This is a genomic window from Agrobacterium sp. 5Ca50 (genome assembly GCF_055381905.1).
On sequence record NZ_AP026438.1, the window covers coordinates 2,516,785 to 2,531,161 of the forward strand.

General features: G+C 53.0%; 18 protein-coding genes. 6 read left to right on the top strand and 12 right to left on the bottom strand.

From position 1 onward, the window contains the following. Window positions 1-16: 16 nt before the first annotated feature. From ACZ5FM_RS12240 to ACZ5FM_RS12255, 4 genes are read right to left on the bottom strand one after another with little or no spacing between them, the layout of a single operon-like run. The gene (locus ACZ5FM_RS12240) at window positions 17-745 is read right to left on the bottom strand and encodes an ABC transporter ATP-binding protein (protein ID WP_250982113.1); all 729 of its coding nucleotides are present in this window, start codon (window positions 743-745) and stop codon (window positions 17-19) included. Continuing rightward, a complete protein-coding gene (locus tag ACZ5FM_RS12245; RefSeq protein WP_464038827.1) occupies window positions 745-1,590 on the bottom strand; it encodes an ABC transporter ATP-binding protein in 846 nt (281 codons plus the stop codon). Before ACZ5FM_RS12245 ends, ACZ5FM_RS12240 begins: the two co-directional genes overlap by 1 nt. Before the next feature lie 20 nt (window positions 1,591-1,610). After that, complete coding sequence (gene livM / locus ACZ5FM_RS12250) at window positions 1,611-3,008, bottom strand: high-affinity branched-chain amino acid ABC transporter permease LivM (RefSeq protein WP_250982114.1); 1,398 nt, start codon at window positions 3,006-3,008, stop codon at window positions 1,611-1,613. A gap of 4 nt (window positions 3,009-3,012) precedes the next feature. Further along, on the bottom strand, window positions 3,013-3,915 hold the full coding sequence (locus tag ACZ5FM_RS12255; RefSeq protein ID WP_192488225.1) for a branched-chain amino acid ABC transporter permease: 903 nt from the start codon (window positions 3,913-3,915) through the stop codon (window positions 3,013-3,015). A 383-nt stretch (window positions 3,916-4,298) separates the two neighbouring features. Here ACZ5FM_RS12255 and cysQ point away from each other — a divergent pair, with 383 nt between their 5' ends. Beyond that, the gene (gene cysQ, locus ACZ5FM_RS12260) at window positions 4,299-5,090 is read left to right on the top strand and encodes a 3'(2'),5'-bisphosphate nucleotidase CysQ (RefSeq protein ID WP_250982115.1); all 792 of its coding nucleotides are present in this window, start codon (window positions 4,299-4,301) and stop codon (window positions 5,088-5,090) included. Between the two features lie 63 nt (window positions 5,091-5,153). Here cysQ and ACZ5FM_RS12265 read toward each other — a convergent pair whose 3' ends face one another. Then, a complete protein-coding gene (locus tag ACZ5FM_RS12265) occupies window positions 5,154-5,858 on the bottom strand; it encodes a LuxR family transcriptional regulator (RefSeq protein WP_259143353.1) in 705 nt (234 codons plus the stop codon). A gap of 517 nt (window positions 5,859-6,375) precedes the next feature. Here ACZ5FM_RS12265 and sciP point away from each other — a divergent pair. Together sciP and ACZ5FM_RS12275 are read left to right on the top strand one after the other, a co-directional pair. Beyond that, complete coding sequence (gene sciP, locus ACZ5FM_RS12270; protein ID WP_027675777.1) at window positions 6,376-6,651, top strand: CtrA inhibitor SciP; 276 nt, start codon at window positions 6,376-6,378, stop codon at window positions 6,649-6,651. Window positions 6,652-6,924: 273 nt separating this feature from the next. Beyond that, complete coding sequence (locus tag ACZ5FM_RS12275; protein WP_192488222.1) at window positions 6,925-7,206, top strand: GNAT family N-acetyltransferase; 282 nt, start codon at window positions 6,925-6,927, stop codon at window positions 7,204-7,206. 95 nt (window positions 7,207-7,301) lie between these two features. Here ACZ5FM_RS12275 and ACZ5FM_RS12280 read toward each other — a convergent pair whose 3' ends face one another. Then, window positions 7,302-7,589 carry a hypothetical protein gene (locus tag ACZ5FM_RS12280; RefSeq protein WP_464038828.1) on the bottom strand — a complete coding sequence of 96 codons (288 nt, stop codon included), beginning with the start codon at window positions 7,587-7,589 and terminating at the stop codon, window positions 7,302-7,304. Beyond that, a complete protein-coding gene (locus ACZ5FM_RS12285) occupies window positions 7,534-7,884 on the bottom strand; it encodes a flagellar export protein FliJ (RefSeq protein WP_250982118.1) in 351 nt (116 codons plus the stop codon). The genes ACZ5FM_RS12280 and ACZ5FM_RS12285 overlap by 56 nt, the downstream gene beginning before the upstream one ends. A gap of 439 nt (window positions 7,885-8,323) precedes the next feature. Between ACZ5FM_RS12285 and ctrA the strand changes: the two genes are divergently transcribed. Further along, a complete protein-coding gene (gene ctrA, locus ACZ5FM_RS12290; protein WP_192488220.1) occupies window positions 8,324-9,028 on the top strand; it encodes a response regulator transcription factor CtrA in 705 nt (234 codons plus the stop codon). A gap of 70 nt (window positions 9,029-9,098) precedes the next feature. On the opposite strand, the gene ACZ5FM_RS12295 is transcribed toward ctrA, so the two are convergent. From ACZ5FM_RS12295 to chpT, 3 genes are all read right to left on the bottom strand, one after another. Then, window positions 9,099-9,569 carry an alpha/beta hydrolase family protein gene (locus tag ACZ5FM_RS12295; protein WP_464038829.1) on the bottom strand — a complete coding sequence of 157 codons (471 nt, stop codon included), beginning with the start codon at window positions 9,567-9,569 and terminating at the stop codon, window positions 9,099-9,101. Next, complete coding sequence (locus tag ACZ5FM_RS12300) at window positions 9,545-10,147, bottom strand: alpha/beta hydrolase family protein (RefSeq protein WP_464038830.1); 603 nt, start codon at window positions 10,145-10,147, stop codon at window positions 9,545-9,547. The genes ACZ5FM_RS12295 and ACZ5FM_RS12300 overlap by 25 nt, the downstream gene beginning before the upstream one ends. A gap of 179 nt (window positions 10,148-10,326) precedes the next feature. Next, window positions 10,327-10,971 (bottom strand): histidine phosphotransferase ChpT, encoded by a 645-nt coding sequence (gene chpT, locus ACZ5FM_RS12305; protein WP_250982120.1) that lies wholly within the window; start codon window positions 10,969-10,971, stop codon window positions 10,327-10,329. A 158-nt stretch (window positions 10,972-11,129) separates the two neighbouring features. Between chpT and ACZ5FM_RS12310 the strand changes: the two genes are divergently transcribed. Together ACZ5FM_RS12310 and ACZ5FM_RS12315 are read left to right on the top strand one after the other, a co-directional pair. Then, window positions 11,130-11,723, top strand: coding sequence for a DUF1134 domain-containing protein (locus ACZ5FM_RS12310; protein ID WP_192488217.1), 594 nt, complete (start codon window positions 11,130-11,132; stop codon window positions 11,721-11,723). Window positions 11,724-11,936: 213 nt separating this feature from the next. After that, complete coding sequence (locus tag ACZ5FM_RS12315) at window positions 11,937-13,097, top strand: coiled-coil domain-containing protein (protein WP_464038831.1); 1,161 nt, start codon at window positions 11,937-11,939, stop codon at window positions 13,095-13,097. Between the two features lie 12 nt (window positions 13,098-13,109). Here ACZ5FM_RS12315 and ACZ5FM_RS12320 read toward each other — a convergent pair whose 3' ends face one another. After that, window positions 13,110-13,991 carry a TrmH family RNA methyltransferase gene (locus tag ACZ5FM_RS12320; protein WP_464038832.1) on the bottom strand — a complete coding sequence of 294 codons (882 nt, stop codon included), beginning with the start codon at window positions 13,989-13,991 and terminating at the stop codon, window positions 13,110-13,112. Beyond that, window positions 13,981-14,373: a hypothetical protein gene (locus ACZ5FM_RS12325; protein ID WP_192488214.1), complete on the bottom strand. Its 393-nt coding sequence runs from the start codon at window positions 14,371-14,373 to the stop codon at window positions 13,981-13,983. Before ACZ5FM_RS12325 ends, ACZ5FM_RS12320 begins: the two co-directional genes overlap by 11 nt. Between the last annotated feature and the right edge of the window lie 4 nt (window positions 14,374-14,377).

Sequence of the window (14,377 nt, forward strand, 5' to 3'; positions counted from 1 at the left end):
GTTTTCGTGACGCATATCAGTGGCGGCCACCTTCCAGATAGGCCGCACGCACTTCAGGATCGGCCAGAAGTTCCTTGCCGGAACCGCTCATGGTTACCTTGCCGTTCACCATCACATAAGCGCGGTCGGAAAGCTTGAGGGCAGCAAAAGCGTTCTGTTCAACAAGAAACACGGTCAGACCTTCTTCCCTGTTCAGTTTCTTGATAGCTTCAAAAATGCCCTTAACGATCAGTGGCGCGAGACCCAGTGAAGGTTCGTCCAGCAACAACAGTTTCGGACGAGCCATCAGCGCACGGCCGATGGACAACATCTGCTGCTCACCACCCGACAATGTACCGCCACGCTGGCTCTGACGTTCCTTCAGGCGCGGGAACATCACAAAGATCTTCTCCACGTCTTCCTTGAAATATTTCAGATTATCCAGACCAGCGCCCATCTGAAGGTTTTCCAGAACCGTCATGCGCGGAAAAATGCGACGACCTTCAGGAGACTGCGCAATACGCTTGCGCGCAATCAGATGTGTTGGAACACGGGTAATGTCCTCGCCATCGAAGATGACCGAACCGGAACGGGCCTGCGGGCTGCCGCAAATGGTCATCATCAACGTGGATTTGCCAGCACCGTTAGCGCCGATAAGGCTGACGATCTCGCCCCTGTTCACCTCGATATCGACACCGGCGAGCGCACGGATATTGCCGTAATAGGTTTCAACATTCTGGACTTTAAGAAGGGATTCACCGGACATTAGACCGCGCCCCCGTCAAGTTCTTCAGCAATAATTTCTTCCACTTCATCGTCCTCGACACCGAGGTAGGCGGCGATGACCTTGGGGTCATTCTTGACATGGTCCGGCGTCCCGTCAGAAATCTTCTGACCGTATTCAAGCACCACCACATGATCGGAAATTTCCATAACCACCGACATGTCGTGCTCGATCAGCAAAAGCGATGTTCCTTCATCGCGGATGCCACGCAGCAATGCGTTCAGTGCCAGGGATTCCTTCGGGTTTAGACCCGCGGCCGGCTCGTCGAGGCACAGAAGCTCAGGACCGGTGCACATGGCACGGGCAATTTCCAGACGGCGCTGCGCGCCATAGGAAAGATCACCTGCCGGATCATCAGCACGATCCGTCAGATTGGCCTTGTCGAGCCAGTACTTTGCCTTCTCGATGGCATCAGCTGCAGCGTTTTTGTAAGCCGCGAAACCCAGCAGACCGAGAATGGTGTAACCGGATGCCTTCATCAGCACGTTGTGCTGCGCAACCAACAAGTTTTCGAGCACCGTCAGACCGGAGAAAAGCCGGATGTTTTGGAAGGTTCTCGCAACCTTGGCTTTTTTGGTGATCTTGAAATCCGGCAAACGTTCCAGAAGGTGCTGCTGCCCCTCCTTCCCGTTCATCGTGATCATGCCCATTGTCGGTTTGTAAAAACCGGTGATGCAGTTGAACACGGTTGTTTTGCCAGCACCGTTCGGCCCGATCAATGCGGTGATTTCACCGCGCTTGGCTTCAAACGAAAAGTCGTTGATGGCCATCAAGCCGCCGAACTTCATCGAGAGGTGTTCGACCTTCAGTATCGTATCTTTTTTCATGGAACTTGCTCCGGATGCCATCAGCCGTGACCTTCCTTCGTAAAGCTGCCGGAGACAGCCTTGCGTTTTTTCAAGAAGGCAGTTGGTTCGCGTGAACCCACAAAACCACGTGGCTTGAACAGCATCACGATAATCATTGCCAGACCGAACAGCAGCATACGGTAGAGTTCCGGCGTGAAGTCATTGCCGAAGAAATGCTTGAGGAACTCCATTTCGCGCAGTGCTTCCGTGCCGCCCACCATCACCACAGCCGCAATGGCAATGCCGGTGAGTGATCCCATGCCACCGAGAACCACGATGGCCAGAATGACCGCAGATTCAAGGAACACGAAGGATTCAGGCGATACGAACCCCTGGCGAGCTGCGAAGAATGAACCGGCAAAACCACCAAACATCGCGCCTGTTGCAAAGGCGGTGAGTTTGGTCGCAACCGTATCGATACCAAGCGAGCGGCAGGCAATTTCATCTTCACGCAGGGCTTCCCATGCACGACCGATCGGCATGCGACGCAGGCGAATCGTGACGTAGGCTGTCAGAAGGCAAAGCGCCAGGATGACGTAGAACAGGAAGATTTTATAATAGGCCGACGACATCGACAGGCCAAAAGCCTTGGCGAAGTTGTTCGGCGCACCGGTATCGAATGACCAGATGCCGAAGACCGATGCCTTGGCGATGCTCGAGATACCGAACGTGCCCTTGGTCACATCTGTCCAGTTTATCAAAACAAGACGAATGATTTCACCGAAGGCAAGTGTCACGATGGCAAGATAGTCACCACGCAGGCGCAGAACGGGGAACCCGAGGATAACACCCCAAAACGCCGCCAGAATACCGGACATTGGCAAGAGCAGCCAGAACGAGAAGCCGAAGTAGCTGGACAGCAGTGCATAGGAATAGGCACCAACCGCGTAGAACGCCACATATCCCAGATCGAGCAAACCGGCCAGACCGACAACGATATTCAAACCCCATGCCAGCATGACGTAGATCAGGATCTGGATACCGAAGTTATCAACGTATTTCAGTGAACCCTGAAAGCCGTTAATTGCGACCATAACAGGTGGGTAGAGAAGCAACGCAACAAGCGCGATCTTCAGAAAATACTTTTGGAAATCGCTTTTTTCTTCAGTGATATCCAGTACGCCAGTGCGTGCTTTTTTCAGTTTGCGTGAATCAAGCGCTGGCTTGATAAAACCAACAACCAGAAAACGACCGACAGCAGCGATAGCGACAAAAATCGCCAGAAGATCCCAACGGGTCTCCCAGACCAGTGCGTTATTGATATCCTGAAAGGTACGGATACCAACGAAAAGAAGGAACATGCCGAAGGAAATCAAGCCCGCGTAGAGGCCTTCCTTCAACGCCACGGCCGTAAGATCGGGGCTGGAGGATTTTGTTTCAGAGCCAGGATTTGCCATGTTTTTATACCTTCTCGACTTCGGGACGTCCGAGGATGCCCGTAGGCTTGAAGATCAGAACGAATGCAAGAATGGCAAAAGCTGCAACATCCTTGTAAGCAATCGAGAAATAGGCAGACCACAGGCTTTCGATCAGGCCAATCAGCAGACCACCCAGCACAGCGCCTGGCAGTGAGCCAATGCCACCAAGGACCGCAGCCGTGAATGCCTTTACGCCCGGAATGAAGCCGTCATTGAACGAGGCAACACCATAATACATGAGGTACAGCGTGCCAGCGACGGCCGCGAGAGCAGCGCCCATAACAAAGGTGATCGAAATGGTGCGGTCTACATCGACACCCAGAAGTGCCGCCATCTTGCGGTCCTGCTCGGTTGCACGTTGCGCACGGCCAAGCGGTGTCTTGTTGACGATATACCAGAACACGAACAACAGCACGGATGTGACGGCCACAATGATAAGCTGCTTCAACGAGATGGTGATTGCGCCGAAGTGGAAGACATCTGTCACAAGCGACGGGATCGGCTTGTTGCGTGGACCCTGTGTAACCTGAATGAAGTTGGACAGCACAATCGACATGCCGATCGCGGTGATCAGCGGTGCGAGGCGGAAGGAACCACGCAGCGGCCGGTAAGCCACGCGCTCAATCGTCCAGTTCCACAAACCGGTCATCAGCATCGCAACAACCATCATAAGAAGAAGGAGCAGCGCCACCGGAATACCGGCAAAAAACGATGTGAGAATGAGGAAGACGATGAGGGCTGCGAAGCCACCCAGCATGAAGATGTCGCCATGAGCGAAGTTGATCATGCCGATAATGCCGTAAACCATCGTATAGCCAATTGCGATCAGGCCATAGATAGAACCAAGAGTCAGCCCGTTTATGAGCTGCTGGATAAAATACTCCATATTTTCCCCCGGATGCACTCTCTAAAGGAGCACATCTCTTTTATTACGTTCCCGCGATCCTGTAAGACAGATCCGTATGAAATGCATAACGCGTTCGAAAGAAATGTGAAGCCCAAAAGGAAAATTTCAGCCAAATATTTGGAGTTTTCATATTCACTGCCGCATTTGGGATCACAAAGAGCAGGAATTCGGCAGAAGCTGAGCAAAAACCACTCATTTCGCAGTGTAATACAACGTTATCACTTAACGTAACTCGAAATGATACCCGTACCATTTCCCGACACAATTTAATGCTGTATTTATCAATATTATATATCGTAAATACTTGAAATGAATGCGATATATCTGAGACAACGCTGGGAACCCGAGGACACATCGTCAAAATGCTGGAGCATCTGACACACGCAGCCTTTGCAGCAGGCCGAGAAATTATGGCCATCCACACGGCTGGGCCACATGTGCTCTATAAGAATGACTGTTCCCCCGTCACAGAGGCGGATCAGCGTGCCGAAGACGTTATTCTGGCAGCGCTGCAACAGGCTTTTCCCACTATTCCCGTTATTGCCGAAGAGGCCGTATCATCTGGCATCATGCCGGAAATATCCGGCGGCGATTTCTTTCTGGTCGATCCGCTTGATGGCACCAAGGAGTTCATCGCCGGAAACGACGATTTCACCGTCAATATTGCGCTGATTCGCGATGGTGAACCGGTAACCGGTGTGGTGCTGGCGCCTCTGCTCAGGACACTCTGGACCGGCCACGAAGGTATTGCCGAAAAGCTCACACTCGACGAGGATTTCAACATCGTCTCGCGGGAAGAGATCAACACAAGAAGCTGTCCTGACGCGATGATGGCGCTCATCAGTCGCTCGCACAGCACGCCGGAAACGACAGCTTTCGTTACACAGCATGGCATTCGCAATTTCAATTCGGTCGGATCATCGCTGAAATTCTGCCTTATTGCCGAAGGTCAGGCCGATGTTTATCCACGGTTTAGCCGCACCATGTTGTGGGATACGGCGGCAGGTGACGCCATCTTGCGCGCGGCCGGTGGCATCACAGTCACACCTGAAGGTGCCCCACTGGTCTATCTGCCCAAGATCTGCACGGAAGAAGGCCTTGCCAACGGCAACTTCGTGGCTTGGGGCACGCCCGCCATGGCGGAAAACACCTGATTAGTGCTTTGAGAAGTAAGGACGGTTGATTGCTCCAATCATCCGCCCTGCCCGTGACCAAATTCACAGCAATCGATAACGATAGGCCCGCGCCACCGCTTGCATGCGGTTGACTGCCTCAAGCTTGCGCATCGCGCTTTTCAGGTAGCTGATCACGGTATGGCTGGAAATGGAGAGAATGATGGCGATCTCTTCACTGCTTTTACCGGCAGCAGACCAACGCAAACACTCAATTTCACGAGCCGTCAGTTTTTCCCGTGGCCCAGCCTGCAACAGACTGTCGCCAGATGCCCTGTCCAGAATCTCCACAGCTTCAAAATATAATGACGCCATATCTGGCTGCGTGGGATCGACAGCGTCGCTGCTGAGAGCCAACACATAGATATTCATATGTGCATCATGCAACGAGCAGGCCAGGACATTGGCATAACCAAACCGGGCAAACTCCTTGCCAAGATCGGCCACATCACGACCATTCTCGTCCTGCCAGAAACATGAACCTGGCAGCAACACCGGAACGACCTTGCGCTTCAGCATGGCAATCAGCTTGCTGCTCCGAAACGCATCACTCAGCGAATAGGCATTCACCAGCCCGGTCGGCCAGTTGCTGTGAACGATATTGTCCCGGAAGCCGGATTTATCCGCACGTGGAAAAGCCGTCAGCATATAACGGTCAAAGCCATGTCGCTTGCATAAGTCTGCAAGGTCACTTTCCAGACGGTTTGGAAACTCGCTATCGCCCTTGTCTGTCATCACGGCCCCGGTCACACCCTGCACTCCGACGAAAACAGACCCTGAACTGCCATATCAATTGCATCAGTCGTTGAAACGTTGCCCGACACGTTTCTTCTCCCCTCTATAAAAGCATCTGGAAATTCACATTTGAAAATGGTGCTGGATTTTTGCATTGGCTTATCGGTTGGAACAGTACACGGAATCGCTGTGCAACCGACCATACTGCACGCATGAGAATAATAACATTAAAACATTCGAATATATTACAATTACAGTAATCGCCAGAAACAACAAATAAGAAATACTTAAATCAGCGGACACAGATATATCCGGCCGGGTTTATGTCGAAGATGTGCCTTTTTATTGGCACGACAAAGACTGCGTTTTTTTGATACGACCGTAATCTTTCGGCCAGATTTGAACCGTTTTCCTCACAGAACACCCGAAATAGTTCAAATTGTTAACAAATTCTCTCGAACAGCTTAGTTCTTTTTTAAAGTTAGCGCGCTAGGTTGATCCTATATGGTCTTGAGTTTGTATAGAGTGTCCAATGACCGAAATGATACGTCCACGAGTTAAATATGTCATCGGCCCAGATGGCAGCCCGCTAACAATTGCCGACCTTCCTCCGGCTGATACCCGTCGTTGGGTGATCCGTAGAAAGGCAGAAGTAGTTGCTGCGGTTCGGGGTGGGCTTTTGAGCCTGGAAGAAGCCTGTGAGCGTTATACGCTGACGGTTGAAGAATTCCTGTCCTGGCAGTCTTCGATTTCCGATCACGGCCTTGCAGGTCTGCGCACCACGCGCATCCAGCAGTACCGTCACTAGTTAAAGTCCTGTTGCGGCTTAAGCCGCATCGAGACCATTATACAAGATAGCGCCACGGCATGTTTAAAAACATGCACCGTGGCGTATCTGTTTTCAGCTGCCATACAAATGGCTCGCCTCGCGCTCCCCACCCACGGCATTCAGCAGCGCAGCACAAGCTGAGCATTCCAAATTGTAACATCACTGTTCACAAACTGCGGTCACCTTTTCCCGTCTGCTGCTCATGTGGCATGGTATAGCTACGCCATCACAAACGTTAAGCGGGAGAAGATGATGGAATTCAAAAGCAGTGAAACGGGCTCAAAAGGTCTCTACACGGCAACGCTTGAGGGCCATACCGGAGAGATGACCTATTCTCGCGCATCGGAAAAGTTAATCATTCTTGATCACACCGGTGTTCCCGACGAGCTTCGCGGCAAAGGCGTTGGCCAGGCACTGGCAGCGCATGCAATCGAAGAGGCGCGAAAAGGTGGCTGGAAAATCATGCCGCTTTGCCCTTTTTTCAAGGCGCAGGTGCTTCGTCACCCAGAATGGAACGACGTCATCTCCGGTTAAGCGGATTTCAGGTGCATAAAAATTGCCATTTTTTTGGATTCAAAACCCAACATTCGCGTCGATGGTCGTCAGGTCTTAACCATTTCAGCGGCGCGTTAACCGTTATAGATGGCCCCGGAACGCAAATCCAAGGTCGGATACTCGGCTAAAGCATCACGAAAATCACCAGCGCGCGCCAAACGAATCACTTTCAGCGCGAAAATGACAAAAAAATCCCAAAGTGGGTTCAGGCACGCGCCTTCGATGAAGGCGCCTGCCTGAAAATAGTCATCAGTACAGCCTTTGCGAGAAAACGGATTTATCGTTTTGCCAGCAAATAAAGGTGGCTTATGCCCGTGCTCGCATGGCGCCATCGCGACTTTCGAGAGCAGCAGCCTTTTCATAATCGGCCACGACTTCCTCAAGCGATGCTTCGGCCGCCTCCTGCTGCGCCCTCAGTTCCCGAATGGAAACCTGAAGGTTATCAGCACGTTGACGCGCCGCCTTGGCAAAGGTCGGATACGCAAAATGTGTTGGGTCCGTAATGCCCGACTTGGATTCTTCAAGACTGATCTGGTGTACCAGTTCCTTAGCCATCCGGTCGAACTCCGCCATCATGAGTTGCAACTGCTGCAACTGGCGGCGTTTCTCGTTGACCTGAAATTCCTTCAGGCGAATTAGGCTGTCACGCGACTTCATACGCAATACTCCGTGGATGTCGAAACCCCGGTTCAAGACAATTTTAACCCGTTGATGCCGGTGTGAGCCGAAATCGTTCAAAAAAATAACAAGACGTTAATAAAAAAACGTCCGCGTTAACCTTTCGTTTACGGGCATCATTAATGATAACGACGATCATTTAAGGGTCGGTAAATGCCATGTCCAAAAAATTGGACGCGACAATGTACGAGTCGGTTGAATCACTTAGCACGATATCCTCATGTTAAGATTCAATGTTGGCGATGGTGGATTCATATGGAAAATCAGTGGCGTGCCATTTATATTTAACAAATTCGATACACTTGCCAGAGGCGATTAGAATTTGTTAACCATTTGATGGCAGCCTGCAAATCAGGCAACGTCTGGATCCGTATCGCGCAAGGCACTTACCTTCCGGCGGGCGGCAAAGGGGATAATTATGCGGGTTCTACTCATCGAAGACGACAGCGCGACAGCTCAGAGCATCGAGCTAATGCTGAAGTCAGAAAGTTTTAATGTCTACACGACCGATCTCGGCGAAGAGGGCGTGGATCTAGGCAAGCTGTATGACTACGATATCATTCTTCTCGACCTCAATCTTCCGGACATGTCCGGTTATGAAGTTTTGAGAACACTTCGCCTGTCCAAGGTGAAGACACCTATCCTTATTCTCTCCGGCATGGCCGGTATTGAAGACAAGGTACGTGGTCTCGGCTTCGGCGCAGACGACTACATGACTAAGCCATTCCATAAGGATGAGCTTGTTGCCCGTATCCACGCTATCGTGCGTCGTTCGAAGGGCCATGCCCAGTCGATCATCGCAACTGGCGAGCTGATCGTGAACCTCGACGCCAAGACTGTAGAAGTCGGCGGCCAGCGCGTTCACCTGACCGGCAAGGAATACCAGATGCTGGAGCTGCTTTCGCTCCGCAAGGGCACTACCCTTACCAAGGAAATGTTCCTGAACCACCTTTACGGCGGTATGGACGAGCCTGAACTCAAGATCATTGACGTGTTTATCTGTAAACTTCGCAAGAAGTTGGCAAATGCCGCAGGCGGCGCGAACTACATCGAAACGGTGTGGGGTCGTGGTTACGTTCTGCGCGAGCCGGATGGCGCGACAGAATATCTTGAAACTGCCTGATACCGCATTCCCCAATGCAAAAGCCCGCCTTCATGGCGGGCTTTTTTGTTTCAAGCGGTGAAACATACGGTCATTTCAGTGCCTCATGCAAAAATGAGACAATACTGTCAGCGATCTCGCGGTGAATATCCGCCCGGTTTCGCCCGCCACCATCACGGCAAACAAAACCTTCCGCGGGTGATTCTTCTTCAATGATCTTGTCCGCACCAGGTTTGCACGTCTGGACAAAACTGAAATGCGTTGCATCGCCAATTTCACGGTAAAGCGTTGAAGAAGCTAGCAAATGTTGCCGCAAATACTCTGAATCGCTTTTTATCGCGGCAATCTCGGCCGTCTCATGACCCGCAGCATAGACCAAAACCGGTATATCGATCCCTGCAAGACTGTCAGGCACAAAGCCGGAGGCAGGTCCAAGGTCAAGCGAGACAGCAGCCCTGATGCGCTTGTCTTTCAAATCCTGAGAAAGCTCTGGACGAGTGTTGCCACCGCCGACAATACCGATCCGCGCCATAAGTTTCAGGTCTTTGCATTGCGCAGGCATGACATCGCCCGTGCAGTCCTTGAGAGCGCGATCCACCTGATAACGACCGCAGCCAGTTCGATTGCCGTCCAACCACCCAGAGAGTGGCCTATGACGGCGATTTTCCCGTCGTCTATCTCGCCAGCCAGCGACGTATTCTCCAGCACAGCCGTTAACGTGCGGCTGATATCGCGCGGACGCTCCCAAAGCCGCAAGGCTTCTGCGTTGTCCATATTCTGGAATGTCGTGCCAGGATGGTCTGGTGCCGTAACAACGTACCCGCTTTGCACAAGCTCACCAGCCAGCCAATTAAGGTTTCGCCAGCTGCCGCCATAACCATGCGACAGTAAAACCAACGGATGTTTGCCCGGTGCTGCCAAGACATCCTGCTCGACACCAAGACCATAAAAGACAGGATTTTCTCCAACTGTCTCGGCTTTCGTGACCGTCTCGTTTGCCGGGTACCACAATGAAATCTTCAGCGGCCGATCATTACCCTTCTCAGCCTGCTCGATTTGTTTGAAACCTACCGCCGTGCCCGCCAGGGCAACCTGCCCTGTTAAAGTCAACGCCAGCATCGCCAATGAGAAACAACGCATTTCCGTCTCCATATGTTGAACTGGGTCAATCCAATGAGACAGCTGTGTAAATGCGGCGACCTGAAACAGGTTTGAGGTCGACTGGCACATGATCAAGTTCCAGCGGCTCTATATAAAGCGGCACAAACAAAAACGGCGCCCATTGGACGCCGTTTGTTTAGCAATAGTCGGAGACCTGATCAGGCCTTGAGTGTCGCCACGAACACGATCTTGTCTTCGTGCACCGTATAATCCAGTTCCATGTCAGCTTCCTGTGCCAACAGCAGCGTATAATAAGGCTGCACGGAATGGGCGTCGATCGCCTCTTCAAGAGCGCCTTTGCAAAGTTCGGCGAACTTCGCCGGAACGCGCAGCATGCGGCCCTTAACGGTGATTTCAAATCGGGCATCGGTTTCTGGATTTTCCAAGACAACGTCGAGATTGCCACCGCGTGGAATAGCGCCGTAAGCGACCAGGAAAAGGTTCAGAAGCAACTTCACCCGGTTCTTGGCGACGATAGCGCGCGGCCCGGTCCAGCTAACCTCAACCTTCTTGTCGGCACCGGCAAAATCCTTTGCCGCTTTTTCACCCTCGCCCGTGTCGATGGACGCACCGGCCGAACCGGAAGCACCAAAGGCCAGACGGGCAAATTTCAGTCGCACAGAAGCGTTCAACGCGGATGTACGGATCAGATCCATTGCATCTTCGTCCGCGCCACCTTCATCAAGAAGCTCAAGGCCGTTGTTAATCGCGCCCACGGGCGAAATGACGTCGTGGCATACACGACTGCAAAGCAACGCCGCAAGATCGGCTCCCGAGAGTGTCAGGTTCGGGTTAATGGTCATAAATATCTCCTGCGCCGTCGGCTCTTCGGTCGTGCGTTATTTCAAGAATAACCTGCCGTCATAATGACACCATATTTGGTAAACCGATTATTAAGACCATGCTTCCAAAATGGTCAGATGTCATGATACGGCAAGTAAAACGAAACAGACGGACGGAAATGACGATGAGCCTCCACCAAATTCGCACTTTTGCGCACCTGGGACTGATCAGGATTTTCATGGTCGTTGCAGGAATGATTCTGCCGGCACAGGCCATGGCGCAAAGCAGTGACCAATACACGATGCAAGAAATCGTGGATGCAGGACACGGCTTTTTTGGCTCCACCACCGGTGGCCTTGCAAAGGTCGTTGAACAGGCATTCCAGCGTTACGGCCTGCCAAACGGTTATATTCTGGGCCAGGAAGGCTCAGGCGCATTTGTCGCGGGCCTCACCTATGGCGAAGGTCAGCTCTACACAAAGAACGCAGGTCAGCACCCAGTTTTCTGGCAAGGCCCATCGCTCGGCCTTGATTACGGTGGCCAAGGCACGCGCACCATGATGCTGGTTTATAACCTTGCATCCGTGGATGGTCTTTACCGCCGTTTTGGCGGTGTCAGTGGCTCCGCATTCGTTATTGCAGGTGTCGGCATGACCGTTTTGAAGAACAACGACGTAACCATTGCACCGATTCGCACCGGCATCGGCGCACGTCTCGGCATCAATGTCGGCTATCTCAAGCTGACGCAGCAGCCAACTTGGAACCCTTTCTGACATTTTTTGCAGTTGATATCGGCCGACGGTAAAAGCCAGCGTCGATTCGCCATCCCTTAACGCAGGTATGGAACGGCCAGCGCAAGCTGCGCGTGTGACACATGCGGCAGCTTTTTGCGTCGATGGTGGCGACAAAAGTCAGAACGGTATAGCGTGTCTTAGTTTGGAGATCCCGGCGTGATCGAGTTTGCGATTTTATTTGGATTGGGTTTTTTGAGTGCCGCTCTTGTTGCAGCCCTCATAGCGCCCGCCATTCATCGCCGCATCGTCGCCTATACCGAAAAGCGCCTGCGCGCCACCATGCCCATCAGCCCGCAGGAAGTGCGTGCACAGAAGGATATGGCGCGTGCACTATATGCCGCTGAAAATGCCAGAACCCGCCAGGAGCTTGAAAATGAGCGCGCCAAGTCGGTTCAGATTTCCGTGCGCAGCAACAGCTTGGCCGATGATGCCAGCAAAATCCTGACCGAGAACCGAGAACTTCGCCAGCATCTCGAAGAAATGTCTGTCGAGACCGGAGACCTGCGCTCCAGACTGCGCAAGCAGGAAGACGCCGCTGAAAAACTGAAAAGCACCTTGCGTCATGCAGAAGAAAGCAATCAGCTGAAGGCCGCAGAATTGGCTGACCTGATGAAGCGCGCCAGCCGTATCACTAGCGAGTTGGATGAGTTGAAAATCAACCTGTCTGCCCGTGAACTCGAGGTGGAGCAGGCGCGTCAGCGCAATGATTCCTGGCGCAAGGAAAAAGATGCCATCACCCGCGATCTGAACAGCTCGACCGACAAAAGCCGCGACATGGCAAATCAGATCACCCGCGACAGCCGCAAGATCCACCGCCTGGAAGAACAGCTGGCGCAGGAAGCTGCTCGCAATGCCGACAATGAAAATCTGATTGAACGCCGCAACCAGGAAATTGCACGTCTCAAGGAGCGGTTAGCAACATCTAGCCCGCAATCCGGCGAGATGGTCATTCGCCTGCCCAACCCGGCTGTGGCCAACAAAAGTGCTGCCTCCACCCTATCAGAGGTGCCAGTCGTGGCAGCAAAACCGCCCATCATCGATATTGCCGGCAGCGCTGCAACATCGGCCACAGCAGCTGACAAAGCTGATCTAAACAGCGAAATCGAAGAAATCCGCAATCAGGGAACGGCGCTCACCGAGCGTCTCATCAACATCAAGAATACCAACAATGATGAAGCGATCCGTCAGGAGATTGCCATCATTGCCGCGAGGATGATTGCCCTGACTGCCCGCCTTGAAGGCGACAACTCACCAATTCCGGAAATTCTGGCGCGTGACACCGCCAATCCGGATGCAACGCGCCAGAGCCTTGCGCAACGCGCAAACGAGCTTCTGTCGCAGAAACCAAACTAATCGAGATACCGATTACAAGCGGCCGAGTGCCGCTGCCATCTGGTAAAGCGCAAGACCGGATGACGTACCGGCATTCAGGCTGTCCAACCGCGCCGATTGCGAGATACGCGCCGTTCGAAAACGCGACAGCACCTCCGGTGGCAAACCGTCGCCTTCTGTTCCGATAACCAACGCCATACGCTCGGAAACCGGAATATTGCGAATTTCCGTTTCGCCGGCAGGAGACAACGCCCAGATGGTAAAACCTTCTGCCGCCAGTTTTTCCAGCAGCGACACCGCCTTGCCGTCACGGATATAGGGCACCGCAAGCACAGAACCGACAGAGACACGCAGCGCCTTGCGATACAGCGGATCGCAGCATGTCTCGTCCAGCAGAACCGCATCGGCATAGAAGGCCGCTGCATTGCGGAACATGCCACCGATATTATCGTGGTTCGAAATGCCACAGCCAACCGCCACCAGCGATGATTTTGGCAGCCTGGCAATCAGACTATCCAGCCCCTGCCCGGTCGCGTCGCCGTCAGCCTGCGGGGCAGCCAAACGTCGACCAAGCGCCAGAATACCGCGATGCAGGTGAAAACCGGCAATCGCATCCAGAACTGCAGCATCAGCAACATAGAGCGGAACAGAGGCCGGAAACTCCTCCAGAATGCTGGCAACACCCTCCAGCCGGTTCTTCAGCACCAGTATGCATTCAGCCTCGAATGCACCGCCCTCGCGGTGGGCGGCTGCCAGCATGCGCAACACCACGGTGCCCTCGGCAATAAAACGCCCCTGCCGTCCGGTCAGATCGCGTTCCCTGATGTTGCAGAACGCTTCTATACGCGGATCATCGGCAGAGGTTATCTCGATGACAGCACGGCCGGTCGCGGCCGTTGTTGCCTCATTGTGCATCGATTGTCACATCGGCCACGAAGCGGCCCGTTGCGATATCAAACACCATTGCCTTGCGTGTGCCATTGGCAAGCCTGCCGGTAAACAGCAACTGACCCGCAGCAAGCGAGGTATTTTCAATGACAAAGCCCTGTGGCAGGCTTGCGGTGGCAGAAACAGGTCCATCAGACGGCACTGCACCATTGACTGCAGCAACCGGAGCCTGCGTTTGCGTCTTGGATGGCCCCATAGCCTTGTAGACAACGGCTCCGAACACCGCCATAAGGCTGATGAACATCACGGACCCAGAAACGATCTGCAAGCGTATCATCTTGCGACGAACGCTTTCCATGGCCGGGTCGAGCGGCTTGTCTTCCTGTTCTTCTGGCTCGATCTGCGTCATCTGA

What these genes read in the sequence shown, in the direction of transcription:
- ACZ5FM_RS12310 (WP_192488217.1), top strand. Translation starts at nt 11,130, where the DNA reads ATGACGATGAGCCTCCACCAAATTCGCACTTTTGCGCACCTGGGACTG.
- sciP (WP_027675777.1), top strand. Translation starts at nt 6,376, where the DNA reads ATGACCGAAATGATACGTCCACGAGTTAAATATGTCATCGGCCCAGAT.
- ACZ5FM_RS12285 (WP_250982118.1), bottom strand. Translation starts at nt 7,884, where the DNA reads ATGAAGTCGCGTGACAGCCTAATTCGCCTGAAGGAATTTCAGGTCAAC.
- ACZ5FM_RS12295 (WP_464038829.1), bottom strand. Translation starts at nt 9,569, where the DNA reads ATGCCTGCGCAATGCAAAGACCTGAAACTTATGGCGCGGATCGGTATT.
- ACZ5FM_RS12275 (WP_192488222.1), top strand. Translation starts at nt 6,925, where the DNA reads ATGGAATTCAAAAGCAGTGAAACGGGCTCAAAAGGTCTCTACACGGCA.
- ACZ5FM_RS12245 (WP_464038827.1), bottom strand. Translation starts at nt 1,590, where the DNA reads ATGAAAAAAGATACGATACTGAAGGTCGAACACCTCTCGATGAAGTTC.
- ACZ5FM_RS12240 (WP_250982113.1), bottom strand. Translation starts at nt 745, where the DNA reads ATGTCCGGTGAATCCCTTCTTAAAGTCCAGAATGTTGAAACCTATTAC.
- ctrA (WP_192488220.1), top strand. Translation starts at nt 8,324, where the DNA reads ATGCGGGTTCTACTCATCGAAGACGACAGCGCGACAGCTCAGAGCATC.
- livM (WP_250982114.1), bottom strand. Translation starts at nt 3,008, where the DNA reads ATGGCAAATCCTGGCTCTGAAACAAAATCCTCCAGCCCCGATCTTACG.
- ACZ5FM_RS12320 (WP_464038832.1), bottom strand. Translation starts at nt 13,991, where the DNA reads ATGCACAATGAGGCAACAACGGCCGCGACCGGCCGTGCTGTCATCGAG.
- ACZ5FM_RS12255 (WP_192488225.1), bottom strand. Translation starts at nt 3,915, where the DNA reads ATGGAGTATTTTATCCAGCAGCTCATAAACGGGCTGACTCTTGGTTCT.
- chpT (WP_250982120.1), bottom strand. Translation starts at nt 10,971, where the DNA reads ATGACCATTAACCCGAACCTGACACTCTCGGGAGCCGATCTTGCGGCG.
- ACZ5FM_RS12280 (WP_464038828.1), bottom strand. Translation starts at nt 7,589, where the DNA reads ATGAAAAGGCTGCTGCTCTCGAAAGTCGCGATGGCGCCATGCGAGCAC.
- cysQ (WP_250982115.1), top strand. Translation starts at nt 4,299, where the DNA reads ATGCTGGAGCATCTGACACACGCAGCCTTTGCAGCAGGCCGAGAAATT.
- ACZ5FM_RS12300 (WP_464038830.1), bottom strand. Translation starts at nt 10,147, where the DNA reads ATGCGTTGTTTCTCATTGGCGATGCTGGCGTTGACTTTAACAGGGCAG.
- ACZ5FM_RS12325 (WP_192488214.1), bottom strand. Translation starts at nt 14,373, where the DNA reads ATGACGCAGATCGAGCCAGAAGAACAGGAAGACAAGCCGCTCGACCCG.